Origin of the sequence: Streptomyces sp. NPDC012888, from assembly GCF_042900645.1 — a bacterium.
Lineage (GTDB): Bacteria > Actinomycetota > Actinomycetes > Streptomycetales > Streptomycetaceae > Streptomyces.
The window spans coordinates 195,511-219,436 of the sequence record NZ_JBIBBM010000008.1 but is presented as its reverse complement, the minus strand read 5'-3'; the positions used below and the strand labels follow the sequence as shown (position 1 = coordinate 219,436).

The window sequence follows — 23,926 nt, the reverse complement described above, 5'->3', positions numbered from 1 at the left end:
CCACCTTTCGTTCGAATGGGTGGCAACATGGCAGCAGCTGATGTGGTCACAGTGGAACGCGCAGAGCCCCGTCGATGAGCTGCGCGGTCTCCTCGGCCCCGGCGCACCCGCTGCCCAGCAGCTGTTCCCGGACGGCCCTGAGCCGGTCGCGCAGCCGCAGCGACTCCATCCCCCGCGCCCGCTCGGCCATCTCGGCGGCCGACACCACGGCCCGGTCCGCCTCCCCCTGCCGCAGCTGGATCTCGCACATCATGGCCAGCCGGTGCACCCGCCCCCGGTCGTGCGCGGGGTTCCCGACGGCGGCCGCGGCCTGCTCGTGGGCCGCGTCGAGGTCCCCCAGACTGAGCAGCGCCTCGGCGACCTGGACGTTGACCAGGCCCGGCTGCACGTAGGCCGTCTCGTCCGGCTCGCTGCCCGGGCGGATCCGCTCGGCCGCCGCCTCCGCCCGCCGGATGCAGCCCAGGGCCGCACCGGTGTCGCCGAGCTGGGCGTAGGCCTTGGCCTGCATCGCGTACAGGTCGGCGGTCAGCGCCGGGGTGGTGTGCCGGCCGGCGGCCCGCAGCGCCGCCTCGGCGAAGGCGACCGCCTGCCGGTACTCCCGCAGGAACAGCGACTGGTTGACTATCAGCGCGATCACGTACGCCCCCAGCCCCCGGTCCCCGCTCGCCTTGGCCAGCCGCAGCGCCTGGTGGAAGTAGCGCTGCGCCATGCCGTGCGCGTCGGAGTCGTACGCGCAGATGCCCGCCACGGCCACCAGCGAGCCCGACGCGCGGTGCAGCATCCGGCCCAGCCCGTCGGGGTAACTGCCGCGCAGCATGGGCGCGGTCTCGCTGCCCAGGAAGCGGACGATCCGCGCCCGGGTGGCCAGGCCGCCGGCCCGGCGGTACATCAGCTCGTAATGGACCCTGGCCGCGCGCAGGACCTCGATGTGCTCGGGCCCGATCCGCAGCGGACCGTCCCGCGAGACGTCGGTGTCCTCCGGCGGGTTCTCCCACTCCCACACGGGTATCACGGCGGGCGTGCCGGTCACCGCGGCCGTGCGGGACGCCAGTTCGCGGCCCCGTTCGTCCGCCCGCCACAGGGCGGTGGCCCGGTCCACGAAGCCACCCAGGCCGAGGACGGGGTCCTGCGGTCCGCCGGCGGGCGGGCCGGGCAGGCCGAGGCCGACGTCGTCCAGGCTGACCGCGCGGCGGAGCCGCTGTCCGAGCACCTCGCAGATCAGGTCGGGCACCTGGCCGCGCGGCCGCTGCCCCTTCAACCAGCGCGCCACCGCCGTGTGTTCGTAGCGCAGCGCGAGTCCGCGGGTCCGGCCCGCCTGGTTGACCTGTGCGGCGAGTCCCGCATGGGACATGCCCGCCTCGGCGAGGAGGGCGTCGAGCAGGGCGTTGGGCTGCATGGGCGGCTCCGAGGGCTCGTCGCTCCCAGGCTAGTGGGTGCGGGATTCACACGGGGTGTGAACCGAGTACGCGCATAAATGCGCCTCGCACGCTGCCGCGTGGGGCGCGGGGACGGTTGACTTGGTGCTCTCGCCTCCTCAGGAGGCAGCCCGGGCCGTCGGCTCCCCCTCGTACAGTGCGACGGCCCGCACCCCGCGCCGTCCGTCCTGCTGTCTGCCCGACACTCCATGGCAGGCGGGCGGCGCGGCTCCGCTCCGCGCGGGGCCGGTTGGTCGCCGGCCCCGGCGGACCGGGTACGGCCCCGCCCACCCGGGCCGGCCCGAGCGGCTCCGCCGGTTCCGCGCGGCCTCCCTCGGCCCCGCCGGAACCGGCGGACGCCGGCGGCATCCGGCACCGGCTCAGCGGCGCAGCGCCAACAGGGCGGCATCGTCGAGGAGTTCGCCGCCCGTGTGGTGCAACAGCGCGGCGTGGACGGCCGCCACGAGGCCGGCGGGCCCCACGGAGAGCGCAGCCCCGGTGAGCGCCGGCGCCAGCGGGAACTCCGCACCACTGTCGTCGCGGGCCTCGGTGACCCCGTCCGTGTAGAGGAACAGGCTTTCGCCCGGGGCGAGTTCATCGCACACGCGGGCTTCCAGGCGGGCCGGCAGCGGCAGCACCCCGAGCGGCGGCAGGGCCTCCCCGCGCAGCTGGACCGGCCCTGGGGAAGGCCCGGCCGGCCCCGCGCAGGACCCGGCCGGCACGGGGGCCGCGGGCAGGCGGTAGGGCCACGGGTGGCCGCAGTTGAGGGCGTGGACGGCGCCCTCGGCGGTGATCTGCAGAAGCAGCACCGTCACGAACTCCTCCGCGGGCTGCTGCTCCGGCCCGGCCGCGGCGAGGTGCCGGGCCAGGGCGGCTTCCATGCGGCGCAGCACGTCCGCCGGGGCGGGTTCCTCGTGCGCCGCCTCCCTGAAGGCGGCGAGGACGGCGCCGGCCGCGCCCAGGGCCGGCAGGCCGTGACCACGGGCGTCGCCGATGACCACCCGGACCCCGTAGGCCGTGGCCACCGCCTCGTAGAGGTCCCCACCCGCGCCGGGGGTGTGCCGGGCGGCCACCTCCAGCCCGTCGAGGCGCGGCGGGAGCGGCCGCAACGGGCCGCGGTGGAGGGCCGGCACCTCCCCGCCGAGCAGCCGCTGCCGCAGGTGCAGCGCGTAGCCGGCCAGCAGCAGGAACGCGGCGCAGGTGGCCAGGGCGGGCCCCAGCGGGCCCGGGGAGGACAGTTCCCAGGACACCGCGGCGCCGCCCGTGGCGACGGCGCATGCCCAGCGCACCCGGGGCATCTCCCCGTGCGTGGTCATCTCGTACCGGCCTCCCCTCGGCCGGGAACGATTGTGGCCAGTGCGCGGCGCGTCGGACACGGGTCGCCGGGCATCTCACCCGAACGAGTGAGGGCCGCATCCGGTGACCCGGGTGCGGCCCTCGACCCCGTGGGGCTGTCCGGCGTCACGCGCCGCGCAGCACCGCCCCGGTCCGCTCGGCGGCCAGCGCCACCGCCGCGTCACGCGCGGCCGTGGACTCCTCGGCGGTCAGCGTGCGGTCCGCCGCGCGGAAGCGCAGCGCGTACGCCAGGGACTTCTTGCCCGCGCCCAGCTGCTCGCCGGTGAACACGTCGAACAGCCGCAGCGATTCGAGGAGTTCGCCCGCGCCCTTGCGGAGGGCGGCCTCCACCGCGGCCGCCGGGACGGACTCGTCGACGACCAGCGCGACGTCCTGGGTGGCGACCGGGAAGGAGGAGATCCGCGGCGCGGTCTCGACCTGCCCGCCGGCCGCGTGCAGGCGGTCCAGGTCGAGCTCCATGGCGCAGGTGCGGGCGGGCAGCCCCATCGCCTTGGTGACGCGCGGGTGCAGCTCTCCGGCGTGGCCGATCACGGTCTCCACGCCGTCCAGGCTGACGACGAGCTCGGCGCACCGGCCCGGGTGCCAGGGGCCGTACTGGCCCTTGCGGACGACCAGCTCGGCGCGGGCCTCGCGGGCCAGGGAGCGGGCGGCCTCGACGGCGTCCGCCCAGTCGGACGGGCGGCCCTTGCCCCACCAGCCGGCCTGCTCGCGGGCGCCGGCCAGCACGACGGCGGCGTACCGCGGCTGCGCCGGGAGCGCGGCGTCGAGCGAGGCGATCTCCTCGTCGGTGGGCCGGCGGTCGACGGGCAGCCGCACCGCGACGCCCGCCTCGGCGCCCGCCCGGAAGACCGAGCCGGTCTCGAACAGGGCCAGGTCGTGGCTGCCGCGGCTCTCGTTGCGGCGCAGCGCGCCGAGGAGGCCGGGCAGCAGCGTGGTGCGCAGTGCCGGCTCCTCGTCGGAGAGCGGGTTGACCAGCTTGACCACCCGCCGGGCGGCGTCGTGCTCGGGCAGCTGGAGCTGGTCGAAGACCTGCTCGCCGATGAACGGGTAGCTGAGCGCCTCCACGTAGCCGGCGCCGGCGAGGGCGCGGCCCACGCGGCGGTGCAGCACCTGGCGCGGGGTCAGCCCGCGGCCGGAGGGCACCTGCGGCAGGGTGGAGGGCAGGTTGCCGTAGCCCTCCAGCCGGATGACCTCCTCGGCGAGGTCGTTGGGCTCGGCGAGGTCGGGGCGCCACGAGGGCACGGTCACCACGAGCTCGTCCTGGCCGTAGACGTCGCAGCCGATCTCCTGGAGGCGGCGGACGACGGTCTCGCGGCCGTACGCCATGCCCGCGACCCGGTCCGGGTGGTCGGCGCGCATCGCGACGGTGCGCGGGGCGACCGGGGCGGTGAGCTCGGTGACGCCCGCGTCGGCGGTGGCTCCGGCGAGCAGCACCAGCAGGTCGACGGTGCGCTGCGCGGCGGCGGCGGCGGCCTGCGGGTCGACGCCGCGCTCGAAGCGCTTGGAGGCCTCGGAGGACAGCTTCATCCGGCGGGCGGTCCGGGAGATCGACACGGCGTCGAAGTGGGCCGCCTCGATCACCACGTCGGTGGTGCCGGTGACGGCGCCGGTCTCCGGGTCGGTGAGGGAGTCGGCGATCTCGGTGTTGGCGCCGCCCATGACCCCGGCGAGGCCGATGGGCCCGTTGTCGTCGGTGATCACGAGGTCCTCGGCGTCGAGGGTGCGCACGACGCCGTCGAGGGTGGTGAGCTTCTCGCCCTGCTCGGCGCGGCGGACGCCGATGGCGCCGGTGAGCCGGGACCGGTCGTAGGCGTGCAGCGGCTGGCCGAGCTCCAGCATCACGTAGTTGGTGATGTCGACGGCCAGCGAGATCGGGCGCATGCCGGCCTTCTGCAGGCGGCGCTTGAGCCAGATCGGGGACCGGGCGTCGGGGTCGAGGCCGGTCACGGTGCGGGCGGTGAAGCGGTCGCAGCCGGCCGGGTCCTCGACCTTGACCAGGTAGCCGTAGGAGTTGGGGGCGGGCACGTCGAGCAGCGCCGGGTCGCGCAGCGGCAGGCCGTAGGCGGTGGCGACCTCGCGGGCGATGCCGCGCAGGGACATGCAGTAGCCGCGGTCGGGGGTGACGTCGATGTGCAGGACCTCGTCGACGAGCTCCAGGAGCTCGATCGCGTCGGTGCCCACCTCGTGCTCCGGCGGCAGCACGATGATGCCGCCCGAGCCGTCGTCGCCCATGCCCAGCTCGTCGCCGGAGCAGATCATGCCGTGGGAGGTCTTGCCGTACGTCTTGCGCGAGGCGATCGCGAAGTCGCCGGGCAGGACGGCGCCGGGCAGGACCACGACGACCTTGTCGCCCTGTGTGAAGTTGCGGGCGCCGCAGACGATCTCCTGCGGTTCTCCGGTGCCGTTGGCCTGGCCGACGTCGACGGTGCAGAAGCGGATCGGCTTCTTGAAGCCCTCCAGCTCCTCGATGGTGAGGACCTTGCCGACGACGAGGGGGCCCTTGAGGCCGGCGCCGAGCTGCTCGACGGTCTCGACCTCGAGGCCGGCGTCGACCAGCTTGGCGGCCACGTCGCGACCGGTGGTGCCGGCGGGGAGGTCGACGTACTCCCGCAGCCAGGAAAGCGGGACCCGCATCAGATCTCCATCCCGAACGGCCGGGTGAACCGGATGTCACCCTCGACCATGTCTCGCATGTCTTCGACGTTGTGGCGGAACATCAGCATCCGCTCGATTCCGAACCCGAAGGCGAACCCGCTGTAGACCTCGGGGTCCACACCGCAGGCGGTGAGCACCTTGGGGTTGACCATGCCGCAGCCGCCGAGCTCGATCCAGCCCTCGCTGGAGCAGGTGCGGCACGGGCGGTCCGGGTTGCCCACCGACTCGCCGCGGCACACGTAGCACTGCATGTCCATCTCGGCGGACGGCTCGGTGAACGGGAAGAAGTGGGGGCGCAGCCGGGTGGTGGTGCCCTCGCCGAACAGCTCGGCGACCATGTGGTCCATGGTGCCCTTGAGGTCGGCCATGGTCAGGCCCTTGTCCACGGCGAGCAGCTCGACCTGGTGGAACACCGGGGTGTGCGTCGCGTCCAGCTCGTCGGTCCGGTACACGCGGCCGGGGCAGACGATGTAGACGGGCGGCTCCCGGTCGAGCAGGGAGCGGGCCTGCACCGGGGAGGTGTGGGTGCGCAGCACGACACCGGACTCGTCGCCTTCGACGCCCTCGGGGCCGCGGACGAAGAAGGTGTCCTGCATCTGGCGCGCCGGGTGGTCGGGCGTGAAGTTGAGGGCGTCGAAGTTGAACCACTCCGCCTCGACCTCGGGGCCCTCGGCGACCTCGTAGCCCATGGCGACGAAGATGTCCGCGATGCGGTCCATCAGCGTGGTCAGGGGGTGGCGGGCGCCGGCGGCGACGCGGTCGTACGGCAGCGTGACGTCCACCGCCTCCTCGACCAGCACCCGCTCGTCGCGCTCGGCCTCGAGCTGCGCGAGGCGCTCCGCGTACGCCTTGTTGACCGCGCCGCGTGCCTGGCCGACCCGCTTGCCGGCCTCGGCCTTGGCCTGCGGCGGCAGCGCGCCGATCTCGCGGTTGGCGAGGGCCAGCGGCGAGGTGCCGCCGGTGTGGGCGGTCTTCTCGTGCGCCAGTGCGTCGAGGTCGCCGGCGGCCGCGAAGGCGGCGAGCGCCTCGTCCCGCATGCGCTCGATCTCTTCCGGTTTCAGTGCCTCGACCTCGACAGGGTCGTACGACTTGTTCGGTGCCGACATCTCTTCCCGTACTTCCGATGGCTGGCTGGTGGTCCGTGCTCGACCCGGGGCTCGACACAAGGACACAAAGGTGCCAAAGGACGAGTCTAAGGGCCGCTGGGGGTGGAGGGGCCCGTGGGCCGCCCGGCGAGACGCTCCGCAGGTGTCACTGCGTGAGGTAGGCCGGCGCGCCGACGGGCAGGATAAATCGGAACTCGGCGCCGCCGCCGGGGCCGCGGCCGACCGTGATGGTGCCGCCGTGGGCCTCCACGATGCCCTTGACGATGTACAGGCCCAGCCCGGTGCCGCCGCGCTTGCTCCCCCGCCAGAAGCGGGTGAAGACGCGGCCCATGGACTCCTCGGGGATGCCGGGGCCTTCGTCGGTCACGGTGACGGCTGTTCCCTTCTCGTGCGGGCTGACATCGATGGTGACCGTTCCGTCGCCGTGCCGCACCGCATTTTCGAGCAGGTTGCCGAGGATCTGGTCGATCTTGTCGGGGTCGGCCCACAGGTCGGGCAGCGGCCGGGAGACGCGGACCAGGAACCGCTCGGGCTCCTGGCCGTTGGCGGTGAGCGCCTGGACGTGCCGGCCGACGGCGGTGGCGAGGTCCACCGGCTGGCGGCGCACCTCCAGCCGCCCGGAGTCGATCCGGGAGATGTCCAGCAGCTCGGCGATGAGCCGGGTGACGCGGTTGGCGTCGGCGTCCACGGTTTCCAGCATCAGCCGCTTCTGGTCGTCGGTGAACCGCTCCCACTTGGCCAGCAGGGTGGCCGTGAACCCCTTGACGGAGGTGAGCGGGGAGCGCAGCTCGTGCGCCACGGTGGCGATCAGTTCGGCGTGGCTGCGTTCGGTGCGGCGGCGGGCCTCGGTGCCGCGCAGGCTGATCACGAGCCGGTGCACCGGGCCGGCCGGGCGGGCCCGTACGTACCGGGCGGAGACCAGCACCTCGCGGCCGCCGGGCAGCAGCAGGTTCCGCTCGGGCTGACCGCGGCGGGTGGCGAGGCCGCCGTACGGGTCGGTCAGCGTCCACCAGCGGCGGCCCTCGAGGTCCTCCAGGGGCAGGGCCCGCTCGATCCGGGCGCCGATGGCGTCGCCGGGACGGATGGCGGTGATCCGGGCGGCGGCCCGGTTGAACCCGACGACGTGCCCGGTCTCGTCGGCGACGACCAGCCCGTCGGGCAGTTCGTCGGGGTCGAGCCCGAACCAGAGGTCCTCCGGCGCCCCGGCGGGCCCCGCGGGCCGCGGAGCGCTGTTCGTACCGACGGTCATGTCCCCGTACCCCACATCTCCTCGGGGACGCAGTGGGCCCCGGGCCGCCACCCTACTAGCTGGGGGTCACGGAGCGGCACCCTCCGGACGCCCGCTGTGCACGCGCGGAGGCGTACAGGCAGACGGCGGCGGCGGTGGCCAGGTTGAGGCTCTCGGCCTTGCCGTGGATCGGCACCCGGACGACGGCGTCGGCGAGCGCCCTGGTCTCCTCCGGCAGGCCCCAGGCCTCGTTGCCGAAGACCCAGGCGGACGGGCCGCCCATGGTGCCGGCGTCCAGCTCGGCGTCGAGGTCGTGCTCGCCCGCCCCGTCGGCGGCGAGGATCCGGACGCCGGCCGCGCGCAGGCCCTCGACGGCGCGTTCCACGGGCACCCCGACGGCCACCGGCAGGTGGAAGAGGGAGCCGACGGAGGCCCGTACCGACTTGGGGTTGTAGAGGTCCACGGAGGCGTCGGTGAGGATGACGGCGTCGGCGCCGGCCGCGTCGGCGCAGCGCAGTACGGTGCCGGCGTTCCCGGGGTCGCGGACGTGTGCGAGCACGGCGACCAGGCGGGGCCGGGCCGCCAGGATCTCCTCGAACGGGGAGTCGAGGAAGTGGCAGACGCCGACCAGGCCCTGCGGGGTGACCGTCTGGGAGACCTCGGCGAGCACCTCGTCGGAGGCGTGGTGGACGCGGGCCCCGGCGGCGCGTGCGGCGGCGACGATGTCGGCGTACCGCTCGGCGGCCTCGACGGTGGCGAACAGCTCGATCAGGGTCGGCCCGGCCGTGCCGCGGTGCTCCACGGCCTCGCGCACCGCCTGGGGACCCTCGGCGATGAACCGGCGCTCCTTGGTGCGGAAGTTGCGCCGCGCCAGGCGCCGGGCGGCGGCCACCCGGGGGGATCGCGGGGAGATCGGCTCGGCGGGGGTACCCATGGGTTCCTTCGGTGCTCAGGGAGGGGTGAAAGCACTCGGACCCGCAGGCGGATCGCCTGCGGGTCCGAGGGGCCGGCCGCGCTGGGCGGCCGGCGAGGCCTTACGCGGCGGCCTTCGGGGCGTTGACGTCGGCCGGGAGGGCCTTCTGCGCGACCTCGACGAGGGCGGCGAACGCGTTGGCGTCGTTCACGGCCAGCTCGGCCAGCATCTTGCGGTCCACCTCGATGTTGGCGGCCTTCAGACCCTGGATGAGGCGGTTGTACGTCATGCCGTTCTGGCGGGCAGCGGCGTTGATGCGCTGGATCCACAGCTGACGGAAGTCGCCCTTGCGCTTCTTGCGGTCGTTGTAGTTGTAGACCAGCGAGTGGGTGACCTGCTCCTTGGCCTTGCGGTACAGGCGCGAACGCTGACCGCGGTAGCCGGAGGCCGCCTCGAGGATCGCCCGGCGCTTCTTGTGGGCGTTTACTGCCCGCTTGACGCGTGCCACTTGTTAACTCCTTGTAGCGGGGCCGTGGTTGTGTTCACACGGCCCGAAAACGATTGGGTCCCGGTCCAGAGGTCTCGCCCCGCTCCCGTCTCGGGGGAGCGGAGGGACCTCACTTGCCGAGAAGCTTCTTGATCTTCGCGGCGTCGCCCGGGGCCATCTCGGCGTTGCCGGTGAGGCGACGCGTCAGCTTGGACGACTTGTGCTCGAGCAGGTGGCGCTTGCCGGCGCGCTCACGGAGCACCTTGCCGGAGCCGGTGATCTTGAAGCGCTTCTTGGAACCGCTGTGGGTCTTGTTCTTCGGCATAGCGCCGTTATCTCCTCGTCGGTGGCGCTCCCGCCGGCCCGTTTCCGGACCGGCGCACGGGAGCGTCAGTTGTGTCGGTTGATACGGGACGGGCTGCCCCGGTATCAGGCCTCGGCAGGCGTCTCGGGAGCCGCACCCTCGGCGGGGGCGTCGTCCGCGGACAGGCCCTGGCGCTCGGCCTTGCGGGCGGCCTGCGCCTCGCGGGCCTCGGCCATCGCCTCGGTCTTCTTCTTGTGCGGACCCAGGACCATGATCATGTTGCGGCCGTCCTGCTTCGGGTTCGACTCGACGAAACCGAGGTCCTGGACGTCCTCCGCCAGACGCTGCAGCAGTCGGTAGCCGAGCTCCGGCCGGGACTGCTCGCGACCACGGAACATGATCGTGATCTTGACCTTGTCGCCCTGCTTGAGGAACCGGACGACGTGACCCTTCTTGGTGTCGTAGTCGTGCGGGTCGATCTTCGGCCGGAGCTTCATCTCCTTGATGACCGTGTGCGCCTGGTTCTTGCGCGCCTCACGGGCCTTCATGGCCGATTCGTACTTGAACTTGCCGTAGTCCATGAGCTTGCAGACGGGCGGACGGGCGTTCGCCGCCACCTCGACCAGGTCGAGGTCGTACTCCTGCGCAAGCTCCAGGGCCTTGGCAAGCGGAACAATCCCGACCTGCTCGCCGCTGGGACCGACAAGTCGCACCTCGGGAACGCGAATCCGGTCGTTGATGCGGGGCTCGGCGCTGATGGATCCTCCTAGGTAGCACCACACGGCTGCCTGGCAGACAGTCGTGCAACGTCTGTTTCGTACGGACCACCGCACCGGAACGCAAAAACGCCCCGGACGGGACACAGGCGGGAGCTCCAAACACAACCGGAGCACCGCCGCGTCGACCGCGGGGCGCAGACTCGGGCGGCTTTCCATCGTCCGTACGGAACGATGGATACCGCCTGACCGGATGACCTGCCGTCCCGGAGGGCGGTCAGGTGGGAGTTCGGAGCCTCCACTTGTGGGCCGGGGACATACGTCTCCGGCCGGTCGTCACACAAGGCTAGCACCCATGCCCCGGGGAGGCTAATCCGCGCCACCGCTTAAGGTGAGTGGCATGACTGACGCGACGCCCCCCACCCCCGCCGAGGCCGACGTGGCCCCCGACTACGACACCCTGACCCGCGACATCGCCGAGGTGCCCGCGGTCGAGGTGATCACCACGGTGGCGGTGCACCTGCTGAGCGCCGCCGCGGTCAACCTGGGCCTGGACAAGCCGGACTCCGAGCACAAGGACCTGGACGAGGCCCGCAAGCTGATCACCGCGCTGGCCGGCCTGGTCACCGCGAGCGCGACCGAGATCAGCTCCTTCCACGCCGCGCCGCTGCGCGACGGCCTGAAGTCGCTCCAGCTGGCCTTCCGCGAGGCCTCGATCGTGCCCGACGAGCCGGGCCAGGGCCCGGGCGAGAAGTTCACCGGCCCGGTCTTCGCCTGACCGTCCGCCGCACCACCCTGCGCGAAGGGCCCGGGAACGCTCCGCTCCGTTCCCGGGCCCTTCGCCGTTCCGCGGACCGCGGGGCTCCGCGGCCTCAGCGCGTGAAGAGGGGTTCCCCCGGGGGCGCGGGGGCGGTCGCCGGCAGCAGGGCCAGCTCCAGGCCGCGGACCAGCCGGGCCCGCAGGGTCTCGTCCGCCGCCAGCGCCCGGGCCACGCCGGCGCCGCCCGCCGCAGGGTCGGCGCCGTCGGCCAGGACCACGGCGAGGACCCCGTCGGCCGAGGCGCCGCCGGGCAGCAGGTGGGCGCGCGTCACGGTCGGCTCGGCGGCCACGGCGGCCCGTACGGCTTCCCGTACGGCCGGGTCGGCCAGCGGGTCGGTGTCGGTGCGGCCCTCCGCGAGGGCGAGCAGGGCGCGGCCGGTCAGCGGGTAGGCCACCGGACCGGCCAGGTCGATCACCAGGGTGTCGGCCTTCTCGTGCGCGGCGGCGCGCAGGGCCTGGTGCAGCGGGACGGCGACCGGCCGGGCGGCGGGGTCCCAGCGGGCCAGCGTGCCGAGCGAGGTGAAGGCGGGCAGGGCGCGCCGGTCGCCGGCGACGAGGGTGGGCACGGCCATGTCGCTGGTCTTCTCGCGCTTCAGACCGGTCTCGGGGTCGGTCTCGACCTCGCCGAGCACGGCGACCACCGGGACCAGCAGCCGGGCGTCCCTGAGGGCGGCCAGCACCTCGGGTTCCCTGGTCCGGTCCTCCGCCCAGGCGGCCAGGGCCGCGCTCAGGCGGGGGTCGGCGGAGCCGTCGTCGTCGGAGAAACCGGGGTCCGGGATGTTCTTGTTCGCCACAGTTACCCGACCCTATCCGGTCCGGCGGCGGCCCAGTACGGCCGCCAGGGCGAGCAGCACGGCTCCCCCGCCGGCGGCGGCCGCGGCGGGCAGGACGTACCGCGGCTCCCGGCCGTGCACCGGCTCCGGGCCGGGTCCGAAGTGCTGGGCGCGGTACCCGGCGGGGGTGGGCAGCGGCGCGGCCGGGGTCATGGACCGGGCCGCCTGGAGGGCGGCGACCGGGTCGACCCAGCCGTGGCCGCGGGCGTCGTCGCGGCCGGCGGCCGGTCCGTAGGTGGCGGTCTCCTCCAGCAGCTTCTTGACCTGGGCGGGCGAGAGGCCGGGGTGGGCGGAGCGGACCAGTGCGACCGCGCCGGAGACGAAGGCGGCGGCGGCGCTGGTGCCGAAGCTCTCGTAGTACTTGCGGCTGGGGTCGGCGATGACGATGTCGAGACCGGGGGCGGAGACGGTGGCGTACCAGTTGCGGGTGGAGAAGTAGGGCCGGCGGCCGCGGCGGTCCACGGCCGTGACGGCGATCACGCCGGGGTAGGCGGCCGGGTAGGACACCGGGTTGCCGCGGTGGCCGCCGTTGCCGGCCGACGCGACGACCACCACGCCCTTGGCGAGGGCGTACTGGATGGCCTCGTCCTCGGCGGCCTCGTGGTGGGCGGACTCGCTGTCGTCGCCGAGGGAGAGGTTGATGACGTGGGCGCCGTGGTCGGTGGCCCACCGGATGCCCTCGGCGAGGGCGCCGCCCTTGGTCTGCCGGGCCTTGTCGCGGCCCGGGTCGCCCTCCTCCAGGATCACGCGGACGGGCAGGATCCGGGCGGCGGGGGCGAGGCCCATCACACCGCTGCGGCGGTTGGTGCCGTGCCCGTGGCCGGCGATGATCCCGGCCATGGCGGTGCCGTGCTTGGCCCAGCGGGCGTCCCCGGGGCCGGCTCCCATGCCGACGAGGTCGACGCCGTCGAGCACCTGCCCTTCGAGGTCGGGATGGCCGGCGTCCACGCCGGTGTCGAGCACGGCGACGGTGACGCCCTCGCCCCGGGTGGTGCCCCAGGCCTCCTCGGCGCGCAGCGCTCGCAGCGCCCACTGGCGGTCGCGGATCCCGTCGGCGCCGGCCGGCGGGGCGGTCGGGGCGGACGGCGCGGCCGGGGCGGCGGCAGCGACCGGGGCGGCGGCAGCGGCCGGGGCTGCCGACAGCAGGACGGCCGCGCCGAGGGCGCCGGCCACCCGGGCGCGGGTGCGGGCACCGGCGCGGGCGGTCCGGGGGGTCCGGGCGGCACGCGGCGGCGGCGCGTCCGCGGCCGGACGTGCTGCGGGTGGGGTCATGGGCGGTGCTCCGGGGATGCGGGGGCGGCCTCGGCGGCGAGGGCTGCTTCGAGCCGGTCGGCGACGGACTGGGCGGCGTGGCCCAGCCCGGCCAGCGCGGGCGGGCTCTGGTCGGCGGGCTTCATCGCGTCCCGGGCGGGGCGGGCCTGGGGCACCACCCGGCCGTCCGCGAAGGCGGACACCGTGTACACGACGACGGGGGCTTCCTTGGCCACGGCCACCGCCCAGGCGGCGCGCTGGCCGTCTGTGAGCCCGTATCCGCTGGGCACCGGCAGCTTGCCGCGCAGGGCGTCCACGGCCCCGGCGTCGGGCGGGAGGAAGACCAGACCGGCCGAGACAAGGGCGCTGCGGGTGGCGTCGGTGTACGTGGCGCGCAGGACGCGGGTGCAGCCGGCCGGGGACAGCGCCCGCTGCCATTCCGGGGAGAGGGCGTCGGGGCATCCGGCGTCGGGGGCGACGGCGACGCGGGTCCAGACCCGGTCGGACCCGCCGGGTCCGGCGCCGGCCGCCCGCACGACCGGGGGGAAGAGGGTGTCGACGGGGGCCTGGTGCCAGAGCGAGCCGGCCGCCCGGTAGAGCTCCGCCGGGGAGGGCGGACGGTTCGCCTCCTGCCAGTCGCGCCAGGCCACGAGGCCGCCGGTGGCGAGCAGGGCGGTGCCGAGCAGGGCGCACAGGAGCGCGCCGAGGGGGCTGCGGCGCCGGGGGAGGGCGGGTCCGGCGCCGGTGCCGGGGTACGCGGTGGGCGTGCCGGTGGGCAGGGAGGGGACGGGGGCCGGGACGGGTCCGGCGCCGGGGCAGGCGGTGGGCCGGCTGGGGACGGGGGCCGGGAGCGGCCCGGCGCCGGCGGGGGTGTGGCCGGTGGCGGCCGTTCCGGTGGTGGCCGCGGGTCCCGTCTCCTGCGGCTCGGGCGCCCAGGGGCCGGGCAGCGGCGCGGAGTGTGGGTCGGTCGTCGTCATGCTGCGGCTCCGCCCCCCGTTCCGTACCGCGGCTGCCTGCCCGTACTCTACGGCGCCCGGCGGCCGGCCGGGTCCGGGGATGTGGAGGAAGGCGGTCCGCGATCACCCCTACCCACTGGTAGGCCGGTCTGGCAAGCTGCGCCCATGACTTCGGCCTCGCACTCCCCCGCTGCCGACCGGGCCCGCTACGACCGGGCCACCGCCCATCTGGACGCGCCGCTGGCCGTCGTGGACCTGGAGGCGTTCGACGCGAACGCGGCGGACCTGGTGCGGCGGGCGGGCGGGAAGCCGGTGCGGGTGGCCAGCAAGTCGGTGCGCTGCCGGGCGCTGCTGGAGCGGGTGCTGGCGCGTCCCGGGTTCGCGGGGATCATGTCGTACACCCTCGCGGAGTCGCTGTGGCTGGCCCGGTCGGGGTTCGAGGACGTGCTGCTGGCTTATCCGTCCGCCGACCGCGGGGGTTTCGCGGAGCTGGCCTCGGACGCGAAGCTGGCGGGCGCGGTGACGGTGATGGTCGACGACCCGGCGCAGCTGGAGCTGATCGACGGGGCCCGGGACGGCGGCGGTGAGGAGATCCGCGTCTGCCTGGAGCTGGACACGGCGCTGCGGCTGTTCGGCGGCCGGGTCCGGGTCGGTGCCCGCCGGTCCCCGCTGCGCGAGCCGGCGGAGCTGGCGGCGCTGGCGCGGGCGGTGGGCCGCCGGGGTGGTTTCCGGGTGGTCGGGCTGATGGCGTACGAGGGGCACGTCGCGGGGGTCGGGGACGCGCCGGCGGGACGGCCGCTTCGGTCGCGGGCGATCCGGGCGATGCAGGGGGCCGCGCGCCGCGAGCTGGCGGTGCGGCGGGCCGCGGTGGTGGCGGCGGTCCGGGAGGTGGTCCCGGACCTGGAGTTCGTCAACGGCGGCGGGACCGGGAGCGTGCAGCACACCGCGGCGGAGGCGGCGGTGACGGAGATCGCCGCCGGTTCGGGGCTGTACCTGCCGCGTCTGTTCGACAACTACACCTCGTTCCGGGGGCGTCCGGCGGCGCTGTTCGCGCAGCCGGTGGTGCGCCGCCCGGGGGTGGGCGTGGTGACGGTGCTGGGCGGCGGTTATCCGGCGTCGGGTGCGGCGGGCCGGGACCGGCTGCCGGAGCCGTACCTGCCGCGGGGGCTGCGGTACGACCCGCAGGAGGGGGCGGGCGAGGTGCAGACGCCGCTGCTGGGCGCTCCGGCCGACGACCTGCGGATCGGCGACCGGGTCTGGTTCCGGCACGCGAAGGCCGGGGAGCTGTGCGAGCGGTTCGACGAGCTGCACCTGGTCGAGGGAGACCGGGTGACGGCGACCGTCCCGACGTACCGGGGCGAGGGCCGCACGTTCCTCTAGGCGCGCGGCCCCGGACGGCCGGGCTCCTCGCGGGGCCCGGCCGTCCCCGTGCGGGGTGCGGTCTACAGGGGTGTGACGTACGCGCCGGAGATGCCGCCGTCGACGAGGAAGTCGGTGGCGTTGACGAACGAGGAGTCGTCGCTGGCGAGGAAGGCGACGGCGGCGGCGATCTCCTCCGCCTCGGCGAACCGGCCGACGGGGATGTGCACGAGGCGGCGCGCGGCCCGCTCCGGGTCCTTGGCGAACAGCTCCTGGAGCAGCGGGGTGTTGACGGGGCCGGGGCAGAGCGCGTTGACGCGGATGCCCTCGCGGGCGAACTGCACGCCGAGCTCCCGCGACATGGCGAGGACCCCGCCCTTGGAGGCGGTGTAGGAGATCTGGGAGGTGGCGGCGCCCATGATCGCCACGAAGGAGGCGGTGTTGATGATGGAGCCGCGTCCCTGGCGCCGCATGTAGGGCAGGGCCGCCTTGCAGCAGAGGTAGACGGAGGTGAGGTTGACGTCCTGGACGCGCTTCCAGGCCTCCAGGCCGGTGGTGAGGATGGAGTCGTCGTCGGGCGGGCTGATGCCGGCGTTGTTGAAGGCGATGTCGACGGAGCCGTAGGTCTCGAAGGCGGTCCGGAAGAGCGCCTCCACCTCTTCCGGGTCGGTGACGTCGACCTTGACGAAGGTGCCGCCCACTTCCTCGGCGGCGGCCTTGCCGGCCGTCTCGTCGATGTCGCCGCAGACGACGCGGGCGCCTTCGGAGGCGAGTCGGCGGGCGGTGGCGAGGCCGATGCCGCTGCCGGCTCCGGTGATGACGGCGGTGCGGCCGACCAGGCGTCGGCAGACGGTCTCTTCGGTGCGGTCGGTCATGTGGTTCAGGCCTCCGTGCTGATGAAGACGTTCTTGGTCTCGGTGAACGCGGTGAGGGCGTCGGGGCCGAGCTCGCGGCCGAGTCCCGACTGCTTGTAGCCCCCGAAGGGGGTCCAGTAGCGGACGCTGCTGTGGGAGTTGACGGACAGGTTGCCCGCGGCGACGGCGCGGGAGACGCGCAGCGCCCGGCCGACGTCGCGGGTCCAGACGGAGCCGGAGAGTCCGTAGTCGGTGGCGTTGGCCAGCCGTACGGCCTCCTCCTCGTCGTCGAAGGGCAGGACGACGGCGACGGGGCCGAAGACCTCCTCGGTGGCGGCGGGCGCGGTGGGGTCGAGGCCGGTGAGGACGGTCGGCGGGTACCAGAAGCCGGGGCCGTCGGGGGCGGTGCCGCGGATGGCGGTGGCGTCGTCGGGGACGTAGGACCGTACGCGGTCGAGCTGGGCGGCCGAGATGAGCGGGCCCATCTGCGTCTTCTCGTCCATCGGGTCGCCGACCACGACACCGCGGACGCCGTCGGCGAGGAGTTCGAGGAAGCGGTCGTGGACGGAGCGCTGGACGAGGATGCGGGTGCGGGCGCAGCAGTCCTGGCCGGTGTTGTCGAGGAAGGACATGGGTGCGGCCGCGGCGGCGGCGTCCACGTCGGAGTCGGCGAAGACGATGTTGGGGCTCTTCCCGCCGAGTTCGAGGGTGACGCGCTTCACCCGGTCCGCGCACTTGGCCATGATCTGCTTGCCGACCCGGGTGGAGCCGGTGAAGACGATCTTCGCGACGCCGGGGTGTTCCACGAGGGCGTCGCCGGCGACCGGTCCCTCGCCGGGGAGCACCTGGAAGAGGTGCTCGGGGATCCCGGCTTCGAGGGCGAGTTCGGCGAGCCGCAGCGCGGTGAGGGGGGTGGTCTCGGCGGGCTTGAGGAGGACGGCGTTGCCGGCGGCGAGGGCGGGGGCGAACCCCCAGGCCGCGATGGGCATGGGGAAGTTCCAGGGGGCGATGACCCCGATGACGCCGAGGGGTTCGAGGAAGGTGACGTCCAGGCCCCCGGGGACGGGGATCTGGCGGCCGGAGAGCCGTTCGACGCCGCCGGCCGCGAAGTCGAGGAGGTCGCGGACGTTGCCGGCCTCCCAGCGGGCGTTGCCGATGGTGTGCCCGGCCTGGCGGACCTCCAGGCGGGCGAGTTCCTCGATGTGGTCGTCGACCACGGAGGCGAAGCGGCGGAGCAGGCGGGCGCGGTCGGCGGGGGCGGCCGCGGCCCAGGAGCGCTGGGCCCGGGTGGCCCGTGCGACGGCGGTGTCGACGTCGTCCCGTGTGGCGGCCGGGACGAGGGCGACGGTTTCACCGGTGGCCGGATTGACGACTTCCAGCGCGTCGGACAAGGGGTTCCTCACAGTCGTTCGAAGGAGCGGCGCAGTTCCCAGTCGGTCACCGCGGAGTCGTATGCGTCGAGTTCGACGCGGGCCATGTTCTGGTAGTGGGCGACCACTTCGGGGCCGAAGGCGGCCTTGGCGATCTCGCTGTTCTCCCAGAGTTCGGCGGCGTCCCGGAGGGTGGCGGGGACGTGCTCGTAGTCGCCGGCGTAGGCGTTGCCGGGGCAGGGCTCGGGGAGTTCCAGTCGGTTCTCGATGCCGTACAGGCCGGCCGCGACGAGGCCGGCGACGGCCAGGTAGGGGTTGACGTCGCCGCCGGGGAGGCGGTTCTCGAAGCGCATGGAGCGGCCGTGGCCGACCACCCGGAGTGCGCAGGTGCGGTTGTCGGCTCCCCAGGCGACGGCGGTGGGGGCGAAGGATCCGGGGCGGAAACGCTTGTACGAGTTGATGTTCGGGGCGTAGAGAAGGGAGAAGTCGCGCAGCGCGGCGAGCTGGCCGGCCAGGAAGTGGCGCATCACCTGCGACATGCCTCCGGGGCCGTCCCCCGCCATGACGTTGCGGCCGTCGGCGTCGGTGAGCGAGAGGTGGATGTGGCAGGAGTTGCCTTCGCGCTGGTCGAACTTGGCCATGAAGGTGAGGGAGAGGCCCTCCTGGGCGGCGATCTCCTTGGCGCCGGTCTTGTAGACGGAGTGCTGGTCGCAGGTGACGAGGGCCTCGTCGTAGCGGAAGGCGATCTCGTGCTGCCCGAGGTTGCACTCGCCCTTGGCGGATTCGACGGTGAGGCCGGCGGTCCGCATCTCGTTGCGGATGCGGCGCAGCAGCGGTTCGACGCGGCCGGTGCCGAGGACGGAGTAGTCGGTGTTGTACTGGTTGGCGGGGGTCAGGTGGCGGTAGCCGGAGTCCCAGGCCTGCTCGTAGGTGTCGCGGAACACCATGAACTCCAGCTCGGTGCCGACCTGGGCGGTGTAGCCGAGTTCGGCGAGGCGTTCCAGCTGGCGGCGCAGGATCTGGCGGGGGGCGGCGGCGACGGGCGTGCCGTCGTGCCAGGCGAGGTCGGCGAGGACCATCGCGGTGGCCTCGTTCCAGGGGGTGCGGCGCAGGGTGGCGAGGTCGGCGTGCATGGCGAAGTCGCCGTAACCGCGGTCCCAGGACGACATCTCGTACCCGTCGACGGTGTTCATCTCGGTGTCGACGGCGAGGAGGTAGTTGCAGCCCTCGGTGCCGTGCTCCATGACCTCGTCGAGGAAGAACTGGGCGGCGAACCGCTTGCCCTGGAGCCGTCCCTGCATGTCGGGGAAGGCCAGGACGACGGTGTCGATCTCGCCGTCCGCCACGAGGGCACGGAGCTCCTCGGGGGCGAGCGGCGGCTTGCGGTCTACCACGGGATTCTCTCCTTCGGTGAGCCGAGAGCGCCTAAGGTATTGAAAAGAACCATTGCTTGGGAAGGGGATGGGCCGAGATGACACGGACGGCGGGCGGGGACGACGCGGTCGGCAGGCTGAACCCGGTCCTGCGCCAGGTCCGGGCGGGCAACGGTTTCGAGGAGGCCCTCGAACAGATCCTGCAGGTGGTCCGGCTGGGGCTGGTGCCCGCCGGGGAACGGCTGCCGCCGGAACGCGAGTTGGCCGAACGGATGGGCATCAGCCGGGTCACGCTCCGCGAGGTGCTGAAGGTACTCCAGGACCAGGGCCTGGTGGAGGCACGGCGCGGCCGGTACGGCGGCACGTTCGTCCGCGCCCGGCCCGACACCCCCGCCGGCGGCGCCGAGGAGGAGCTGCGGCGCCGGGTCTCCGCCGTGGACCTGGCCGACGTCCTGCGGTTCCGGGAGGTCCTGGAGGTGGGCGCGGCCGGACTGTGCGCCTCGCAGGGGCTGACCGCCCCGGAGGCCGACCGGCTGCGCGCGGCGCTGGCGGCCACCCACGACGCGCAGCTCGCCGACTACCGCCGCCAGGACACCCTCTTCCACCTCGCCCTGTGCGAACTCGCCGGTTCCGCCACCCTGACGGCCCAGTACGCGGCGGTCCGGGCCACCGTCAACGACCTGCTGGACTGCATCCCCCTGCTGGTGCGCAACCTGGAGCACTCGCAGCAGCAGCACACCGCGCTGGTGGCGGCGGTCCTGGACCAGGACGCGGCGGCCGCGCGGGAGGTCATGCGCGAGCACTGCTGCGGCACGGCGGCGCTGCTGCGCGGCTTCCTCGGTGCGCGGACTTCGTAACCCGCCTTTTACGCACGGGTCTTGCGCACCCCGCACTCCTCCGGCAAAGGTACGCTGCAAAACCATTGCCCTGAGGCAGGAGCGCACATGGCCGAAGACACCGCACCCCCGCCATCCGTACCCACGGCCCCCTCCCCCGAATCCGCCTACCTGGAGCGCCGCACCCTGCGGCGCGGCAGCGCCGGCTGGCTGCTGCTCACCGGCCTCGGCGTCGCGTACGTGGTGTCCGGCGACTTCTCCGGCTGGAACATCGGCCTGGCCGAGGGCGGCTTCGGCGGCCTGGCCATCGCCACGGTCCTCATGGGCACCATGTACGCCTGCCTGGTCTTCGCCCTCGCCGAACTCTCGGCGATCCTGCCCACCGCCGGCGGCGGCTACGGCTTCGCCCGGCGCGCGCTCGGCCCCTGGGGCGGCTTCCTGACCGGCACGGCCATCCTCATCGAGTACGTCCTGGCCCCCGCGGCCATCGTCATCTTCATCGGCGACTACGTCGAATCCCTGGGCCTGTTCGGGCTGACCTCCGGCTGGCCGGTCTACCTCGCCTGCTTCGCGGTCTTCATCGGCATCCACCTCTGGGGCGTCGGCGAGGCCCTGCGGTTCTCCCTGGTCGTGACGGCCATCGCGGTGGCCGCCCTGATCATCTTCGCGGTGGGCGCGCTCACCGATTTCAGCGTCACCCGTCTGGACGACGTCCCGGTGGACCCCACCGCCTTCGGCTCCTCCTCCTGGCTGCCCTTCGGCCTGCTCGGCATCTGGGCCGCCTTCCCGTTCGCCATGTGGTTCTTCCTCGGCGTCGAGGGCGTCCCGCTGGCCGCCGAGGAGGCCAAGGACCCGGTCCGCTCCCTCCCCAGGGCACTCGCGACCGCCATGGCCGTCCTGACGCTCCTCGCCCTCGTCACCTTCCTGGCCGCGACCGGGGCCCAGGGCTCCGACGCGGTCAAGGCCGCCGGCAACCCCCTGGTCGTCGCCCTCGAAGGGGACGGCGGCCCCACCGCCCTCAGCCGCTTCGTCAACTACGCGGGCCTGGCCGGCCTGGTGGCCTCCTTCTTCTCCCTGATCTACGCGGGCTCCCGCCAGCTCTTCGCCCTGTCCCGCGCCGGCTACCTGCCCCGCTTCCTCTCCCTGACCTCGCGCCGCAAGGCGCCCTACCTGGGGCTGGTCATCCCGGGCGTGATCGGTTTCGCCCTGGCGGCGGCCACCGGCGACGGCGCCCGGATGCTGAACATCGCCGTCTTCGGCGCGACCATCTCGTACGCGCTGATGGCCCTCTCCCACATCGTCCTGCGGCGCCGGGAACCCGGCCTGCCCCGCCCGTACCGCACGCCCGGCGGCGTGGCCACCTCTTCGGTGGCGTTCGTGCTCGCCCTGTCGGCCCTGGTCGCCACCTTCCTGGTGGACAGGGACGCGGCATTCATCGCACTCGCCGTGTACGCGGCGGCCCTCGCCTATTTCGCGTTCTACAGTCGGCACCACCTGGTGGCCTCGGCTCCCGAGGAGGAGTTCGCGGCGCTGGCGGCGGCCGAGGCGGAACTCACCCGCGACTGACACCCCACCCCGACGGAGGCAACCACCGTGCCCAGGCCGCTCATCGGCATCACCACCTACGTGGAGGCGTCCACCCGCTACGGCGTGTGGGACGTACCCACGGTCCTCACCCCCACCGGCTACCACCGCCTGGTCCAGGCGTCCGGGGGCGCGGCGGTCCTGCTGCCGCCGGACGAACCGGAGGCGGCCGGCGAGGTGCTGAGCCGGGTGGACGGCCTGGTCATCGCGGGCGGCCCCGACGTGGACCCGGCGCACTACGGGGCCGCCCGCGACCCCCGCACGGGCCCGGCCGCAACGGAGCGCGACGCCTGGGAGCTGGCGCTGATCCGGGCGGCGCTGGAGTCCGGCACACCGCTGCTCGGCATCTGCCGGGGCATGCAGGCGCTGAACGTGGCGCTGGGCGGCACGCTCATCCAGCACATCGACGGGCACTCGGCGGGGCCGGGCATCATGTCCCACCACCCGGTCCGGCCGGTACCGGGAACGCGGTACGCGGCGCTGGTCCCGGAGGAGTCGCAGGTGCCGACCTACCACCACCAGGCGGTGGACCGCCTCGGCCGGGGGCTCGTGGCGTCCGCGCACGCGGTGGACGGCACGGTGGAGGCGGTCGAGCTGCCCGGCGCCGCCTGGGTGCTCGGCGTCCAGTGGCACCCGGAGCGGGGCGTCGACACCCGCGTCATGTCAGCCCTCGTCACCGCCGCGTCCCCCGTCCCCACCCCAGTCGGCTGACCCGCCCCCAGGCCCCGGGGCCCCGCCCAACCCGCCGGAGCTCCGCCCACCACCCCACACCTCAACCACTGGCGTCGCTGGTGGCCCCACGCGGGCCTGCGGTCCTTGCAGGTATGGGGGCCCCAGGCGTCGGCTCCATCCCCGCGTGCGCGGGGAGCAGTGGACCGCTACGGCCCCCGAGACCTCGTCCGCGGGGTCATCCCCGCGTGCGCGGGGAGCAGGCCGCCGGCGCCCTGCTGTTCGGTGGCGTGTGGGGGTCATCCCCGCGTTGCGCTGGGAGCAGCGGTAGGTGACGTCCCCGCGGTACAGCTCGGGGTCATCCCCGCGAGCGCGGGGAGCAGACGCCGATGATCTGCGCGGAGTGCTCGCGCCGGGGGTCATCCCCGCGTGCACGGGGAGCAGATGCGGCGATTCTGGATCGCCTCGACCACCCAGGGGTCATCCCCGCGTGCGCGGGGAGCAGATCCCCCCTTTCCGGTTCGTACAGGAAGAGGGGGGTCATCCCCGCGTGCGCGGGGAGCAGGCTACGACTTGGACTGCGGCACCTTGCGGCCGGGGGTCATCCCCGCGTGCGCGGGGAGCAGTAACCGTCGCGCCCGGACCCGCACCGAAGTACAGGGGTCATCCCCGCGTGCGCGGGGAGCAGCCCGTGATGGGGCTGATGAACGGGATCCCCGCGGGGTCATCCCCGCGTGCGCGGGGAGCAGTTCTAGCCCGTGGAGCACGGGACAGACCCGAGGGGGTCATCCCCGCGTGCGCGGGGAGCAGTAGGCGGCAGCCGCCTCACGCTCCGGCGCCGGGGGGTCATCCCCGCGTGCGCGGGGAGCAGCCGGTGAGATGCGCTTCTACCTCGCGCCCACCGGGGTCATCCCCGCGTGCGCGGGGAGCAGCTGTGGTGCGAGCCGCCGGGAGGGCGGCAGCAGGGGTCATCCCCGCGTGCGCGGGGAGCAGCCGGCCGGCCGCAGGTACGGAATGGCCAGGTGGGGGGTCATCCCCGCGTGCGCGGGGAGCAGCCCTTCAGCTTGCGCTGCACATCCTGGTAGCTGGGGTCATCCCCGCGTGCGCGGGGAGCAGTCGTCTCGCGGCGTCAGGGGGATGCCGTCGCGGGGGTCATCCCCGCGTGCGCGGGGAGCAGGCTTCGAACTGGCCGGGGAGCAGAGCGTGGTTGGGGTCATCCCCGCGTGCGCGGGGAGCAGCTGGAGGCGGCCCGCCGGCAGCTGCCGGATTCGGGGTCATCCCCGCGTGCGCGGGGAGCAGACTGCGTGACCTGCGATTTTACTGGCTGCTGGGTCCCTTCCGCTTCACTTTCACGGACTCGGGCATTCTGCGCATCTCTTCCACTGCCCCTCGGTCGACTGGGCTTCCCGCCGTGGATGCCCACGACATTCACTGCCCGGCCGAAACCCGCGGGCACCTGCGCATACATCTGATCGCAGGAACCGGGTCGCCCCATCACCGAGAGCTCCCGTGCGGCGGACGCTCTGGTGTGCCGACAACGAGTAGGCGGGTGCCGAACGTCCACGGCTGCTTGATCGGTGTCGGGACGGCAGACAGTTCGTGGGGCGTGTGGGAGTCCCGTCGCCCAGCCGGCCGCTGTCGGCCCGACTCGTCGGCCTGTTGCTACTCGAAGCCAGGGCCCTGGCCCGGCAACCGCACGGGTGCTTGGGTTCGCCCCCCGGCTGGGGAGGGGTGGGTACGGCGGGAGGGGGGTGGGGGTGGAGGGTCGGGGTGTGCGGGACGTAAAGCGTGATTTGTGGCGCTGCCGCCAGACCCCCCGCCTCCGCCAGCGCGGCGTCCAGC

The 23,926-nt window shown here is 74.1% G+C and carries 20 protein-coding genes and 1 CRISPR repeat array; of the genes, 5 read left to right on the top strand and 15 right to left on the bottom strand.

The window, feature by feature from the left end; all coding sequences use genetic code 11:
• Positions 1-46: 46 nt before the first annotated feature.
• The 9 genes from ACFY61_RS16860 to infC all read right to left on the bottom strand — a co-directional run bounded on the left by ACFY61_RS16860 (position 47) and on the right by infC (position 10,246).
• Positions 47-1,396 carry a transcriptional regulator gene (locus ACFY61_RS16860; protein WP_389472501.1) on the bottom strand — a complete coding sequence of 450 codons (1,350 nt, stop codon included), beginning with the start codon at positions 1,394-1,396 and terminating at the stop codon, positions 47-49.
• 399 nt (positions 1,397-1,795) lie between these two features.
• Positions 1,796-2,731, bottom strand: coding sequence for a PP2C family protein-serine/threonine phosphatase (locus tag ACFY61_RS16855; RefSeq protein WP_389472500.1), 936 nt, complete (start codon positions 2,729-2,731; stop codon positions 1,796-1,798).
• 145 nt (positions 2,732-2,876) lie between these two features.
• Positions 2,877-5,405 carry a phenylalanine--tRNA ligase subunit beta gene (pheT, locus tag ACFY61_RS16850; RefSeq protein ID WP_389472498.1) on the bottom strand — a complete coding sequence of 843 codons (2,529 nt, stop codon included), beginning with the start codon at positions 5,403-5,405 and terminating at the stop codon, positions 2,877-2,879.
• Positions 5,405-6,532 (bottom strand): phenylalanine--tRNA ligase subunit alpha, encoded by a 1,128-nt coding sequence (gene pheS / locus ACFY61_RS16845; RefSeq protein WP_389472496.1) that lies wholly within the window; start codon positions 6,530-6,532, stop codon positions 5,405-5,407. Before pheS ends, pheT begins: the two co-directional genes overlap by 1 nt.
• Positions 6,533-6,677: 145 nt before the next feature.
• Complete coding sequence (locus ACFY61_RS16840) at positions 6,678-7,781, bottom strand: ATP-binding protein (protein WP_389472493.1); 1,104 nt, start codon at positions 7,779-7,781, stop codon at positions 6,678-6,680.
• Between the two features lie 55 nt (positions 7,782-7,836).
• A complete protein-coding gene (locus ACFY61_RS16835) occupies positions 7,837-8,694 on the bottom strand; it encodes a TrmH family RNA methyltransferase (RefSeq protein WP_389472490.1) in 858 nt (285 codons plus the stop codon).
• A 100-nt stretch (positions 8,695-8,794) separates the two neighbouring features.
• Positions 8,795-9,181 carry a 50S ribosomal protein L20 gene (gene rplT / locus ACFY61_RS16830; protein WP_226729448.1) on the bottom strand — a complete coding sequence of 129 codons (387 nt, stop codon included), beginning with the start codon at positions 9,179-9,181 and terminating at the stop codon, positions 8,795-8,797.
• A gap of 109 nt (positions 9,182-9,290) precedes the next feature.
• Complete coding sequence (rpmI, locus tag ACFY61_RS16825; RefSeq protein ID WP_030192941.1) at positions 9,291-9,485, bottom strand: 50S ribosomal protein L35; 195 nt, start codon at positions 9,483-9,485, stop codon at positions 9,291-9,293.
• Positions 9,486-9,589: 104 nt separating this feature from the next.
• On the bottom strand, positions 9,590-10,246 hold the full coding sequence (gene infC / locus ACFY61_RS16820; RefSeq protein WP_389472486.1) for a translation initiation factor IF-3: 657 nt from the start codon (positions 10,244-10,246) through the stop codon (positions 9,590-9,592).
• A gap of 334 nt (positions 10,247-10,580) precedes the next feature.
• Here infC and ACFY61_RS16815 point away from each other — a divergent pair, with 334 nt between their 5' ends.
• Positions 10,581-10,958, top strand: a complete 378-nt coding sequence (locus tag ACFY61_RS16815) for a DUF1844 domain-containing protein (protein ID WP_389472483.1) — start codon at positions 10,581-10,583, stop codon at positions 10,956-10,958.
• Positions 10,959-11,052: 94 nt separating this feature from the next.
• On the opposite strand, the gene ACFY61_RS16810 is transcribed toward ACFY61_RS16815, so the two are convergent.
• The 3 genes from ACFY61_RS16810 to ACFY61_RS16800 are packed head-to-tail and all read right to left on the bottom strand — an operon-like array spanning position 11,053 to position 14,060.
• Complete coding sequence (locus tag ACFY61_RS16810; RefSeq protein ID WP_389472480.1) at positions 11,053-11,793, bottom strand: SseB family protein; 741 nt, start codon at positions 11,791-11,793, stop codon at positions 11,053-11,055.
• Between the two features lie 12 nt (positions 11,794-11,805).
• Positions 11,806-13,104 (bottom strand): type VII secretion-associated serine protease mycosin, encoded by a 1,299-nt coding sequence (gene mycP, locus ACFY61_RS16805; RefSeq protein ID WP_389472478.1) that lies wholly within the window; start codon positions 13,102-13,104, stop codon positions 11,806-11,808.
• Complete coding sequence (locus tag ACFY61_RS16800) at positions 13,101-14,060, bottom strand: hypothetical protein (protein ID WP_389472476.1); 960 nt, start codon at positions 14,058-14,060, stop codon at positions 13,101-13,103. Before ACFY61_RS16800 ends, mycP begins: the two co-directional genes overlap by 4 nt.
• A gap of 144 nt (positions 14,061-14,204) precedes the next feature.
• Between ACFY61_RS16800 and ACFY61_RS16795 the strand changes: the two genes are divergently transcribed.
• Positions 14,205-15,419, top strand: a complete 1,215-nt coding sequence (locus ACFY61_RS16795; protein WP_389472473.1) for an amino acid deaminase/aldolase — start codon at positions 14,205-14,207, stop codon at positions 15,417-15,419.
• Between the two features lie 62 nt (positions 15,420-15,481).
• Here ACFY61_RS16795 and ACFY61_RS16790 read toward each other — a convergent pair whose 3' ends face one another.
• Genes ACFY61_RS16790 through ACFY61_RS16780 form a run of 3 tightly spaced genes read right to left on the bottom strand, consistent with a single transcriptional unit; the run spans position 15,482 to position 19,016 of the window.
• Positions 15,482-16,273 (bottom strand): 3-oxoacyl-ACP reductase, encoded by a 792-nt coding sequence (locus ACFY61_RS16790; RefSeq protein ID WP_389472472.1) that lies wholly within the window; start codon positions 16,271-16,273, stop codon positions 15,482-15,484.
• A 5-nt stretch (positions 16,274-16,278) separates the two neighbouring features.
• Positions 16,279-17,643 carry an aldehyde dehydrogenase family protein gene (locus ACFY61_RS16785; protein ID WP_389472470.1) on the bottom strand — a complete coding sequence of 455 codons (1,365 nt, stop codon included), beginning with the start codon at positions 17,641-17,643 and terminating at the stop codon, positions 16,279-16,281.
• Positions 17,644-17,651: 8 nt separating this feature from the next.
• Positions 17,652-19,016 carry a glutamine synthetase family protein gene (locus tag ACFY61_RS16780; protein WP_389472467.1) on the bottom strand — a complete coding sequence of 455 codons (1,365 nt, stop codon included), beginning with the start codon at positions 19,014-19,016 and terminating at the stop codon, positions 17,652-17,654.
• A gap of 77 nt (positions 19,017-19,093) precedes the next feature.
• Here ACFY61_RS16780 and ACFY61_RS16775 point away from each other — a divergent pair, with 77 nt between their 5' ends.
• From ACFY61_RS16775 to ACFY61_RS16765, 3 genes are all read left to right on the top strand, one after another.
• Positions 19,094-19,852 (top strand): FadR/GntR family transcriptional regulator, encoded by a 759-nt coding sequence (locus ACFY61_RS16775; RefSeq protein WP_389472464.1) that lies wholly within the window; start codon positions 19,094-19,096, stop codon positions 19,850-19,852.
• Positions 19,853-19,939: 87 nt separating this feature from the next.
• Positions 19,940-21,397, top strand: a complete 1,458-nt coding sequence (eat, locus tag ACFY61_RS16770; protein ID WP_389472462.1) for an ethanolamine permease — start codon at positions 19,940-19,942, stop codon at positions 21,395-21,397.
• Between the two features lie 27 nt (positions 21,398-21,424).
• The gene (locus ACFY61_RS16765; protein WP_389472460.1) at positions 21,425-22,126 is read left to right on the top strand and encodes a gamma-glutamyl-gamma-aminobutyrate hydrolase family protein; all 702 of its coding nucleotides are present in this window, start codon (positions 21,425-21,427) and stop codon (positions 22,124-22,126) included.
• A 131-nt stretch (positions 22,127-22,257) separates the two neighbouring features.
• A CRISPR array of direct repeats spans positions 22,258-23,383; the repeat unit is 29 nt; unit sequence GGGGTCATCCCCGCGTGCGCGGGGAGCAG.
• Between the last annotated feature and the right edge of the window lie 543 nt (positions 23,384-23,926).

Coding starts and splice junctions, on each gene's coding strand:
- ACFY61_RS16860 (WP_389472501.1), bottom strand. CDS start 1,396: ATGCAGCCCAACGCCCTGCTCGACGCCCTCCTCGCCGAGGCGGGCATG.
- ACFY61_RS16855 (WP_389472500.1), bottom strand. CDS start 2,731: ATGACCACGCACGGGGAGATGCCCCGGGTGCGCTGGGCATGCGCCGTC.
- pheT (WP_389472498.1), bottom strand. CDS start 5,405: ATGCGGGTCCCGCTTTCCTGGCTGCGGGAGTACGTCGACCTCCCCGCC.
- pheS (WP_389472496.1), bottom strand. CDS start 6,532: ATGTCGGCACCGAACAAGTCGTACGACCCTGTCGAGGTCGAGGCACTG.
- ACFY61_RS16840 (WP_389472493.1), bottom strand. CDS start 7,781: ATGACCGTCGGTACGAACAGCGCTCCGCGGCCCGCGGGGCCCGCCGGG.
- ACFY61_RS16835 (WP_389472490.1), bottom strand. CDS start 8,694: ATGGGTACCCCCGCCGAGCCGATCTCCCCGCGATCCCCCCGGGTGGCC.
- rpmI (WP_030192941.1), bottom strand. CDS start 9,485: ATGCCGAAGAACAAGACCCACAGCGGTTCCAAGAAGCGCTTCAAGATC.
- ACFY61_RS16815 (WP_389472483.1), top strand. CDS start 10,581: ATGACTGACGCGACGCCCCCCACCCCCGCCGAGGCCGACGTGGCCCCC.
- mycP (WP_389472478.1), bottom strand. CDS start 13,104: ATGACCCCACCCGCAGCACGTCCGGCCGCGGACGCGCCGCCGCCGCGT.
- ACFY61_RS16800 (WP_389472476.1), bottom strand. CDS start 14,060: ATGACGACGACCGACCCACACTCCGCGCCGCTGCCCGGCCCCTGGGCG.
- ACFY61_RS16795 (WP_389472473.1), top strand. CDS start 14,205: ATGACTTCGGCCTCGCACTCCCCCGCTGCCGACCGGGCCCGCTACGAC.
- ACFY61_RS16790 (WP_389472472.1), bottom strand. CDS start 16,273: ATGACCGACCGCACCGAAGAGACCGTCTGCCGACGCCTGGTCGGCCGC.
- ACFY61_RS16775 (WP_389472464.1), top strand. CDS start 19,094: ATGACACGGACGGCGGGCGGGGACGACGCGGTCGGCAGGCTGAACCCG.
- eat (WP_389472462.1), top strand. CDS start 19,940: ATGGCCGAAGACACCGCACCCCCGCCATCCGTACCCACGGCCCCCTCC.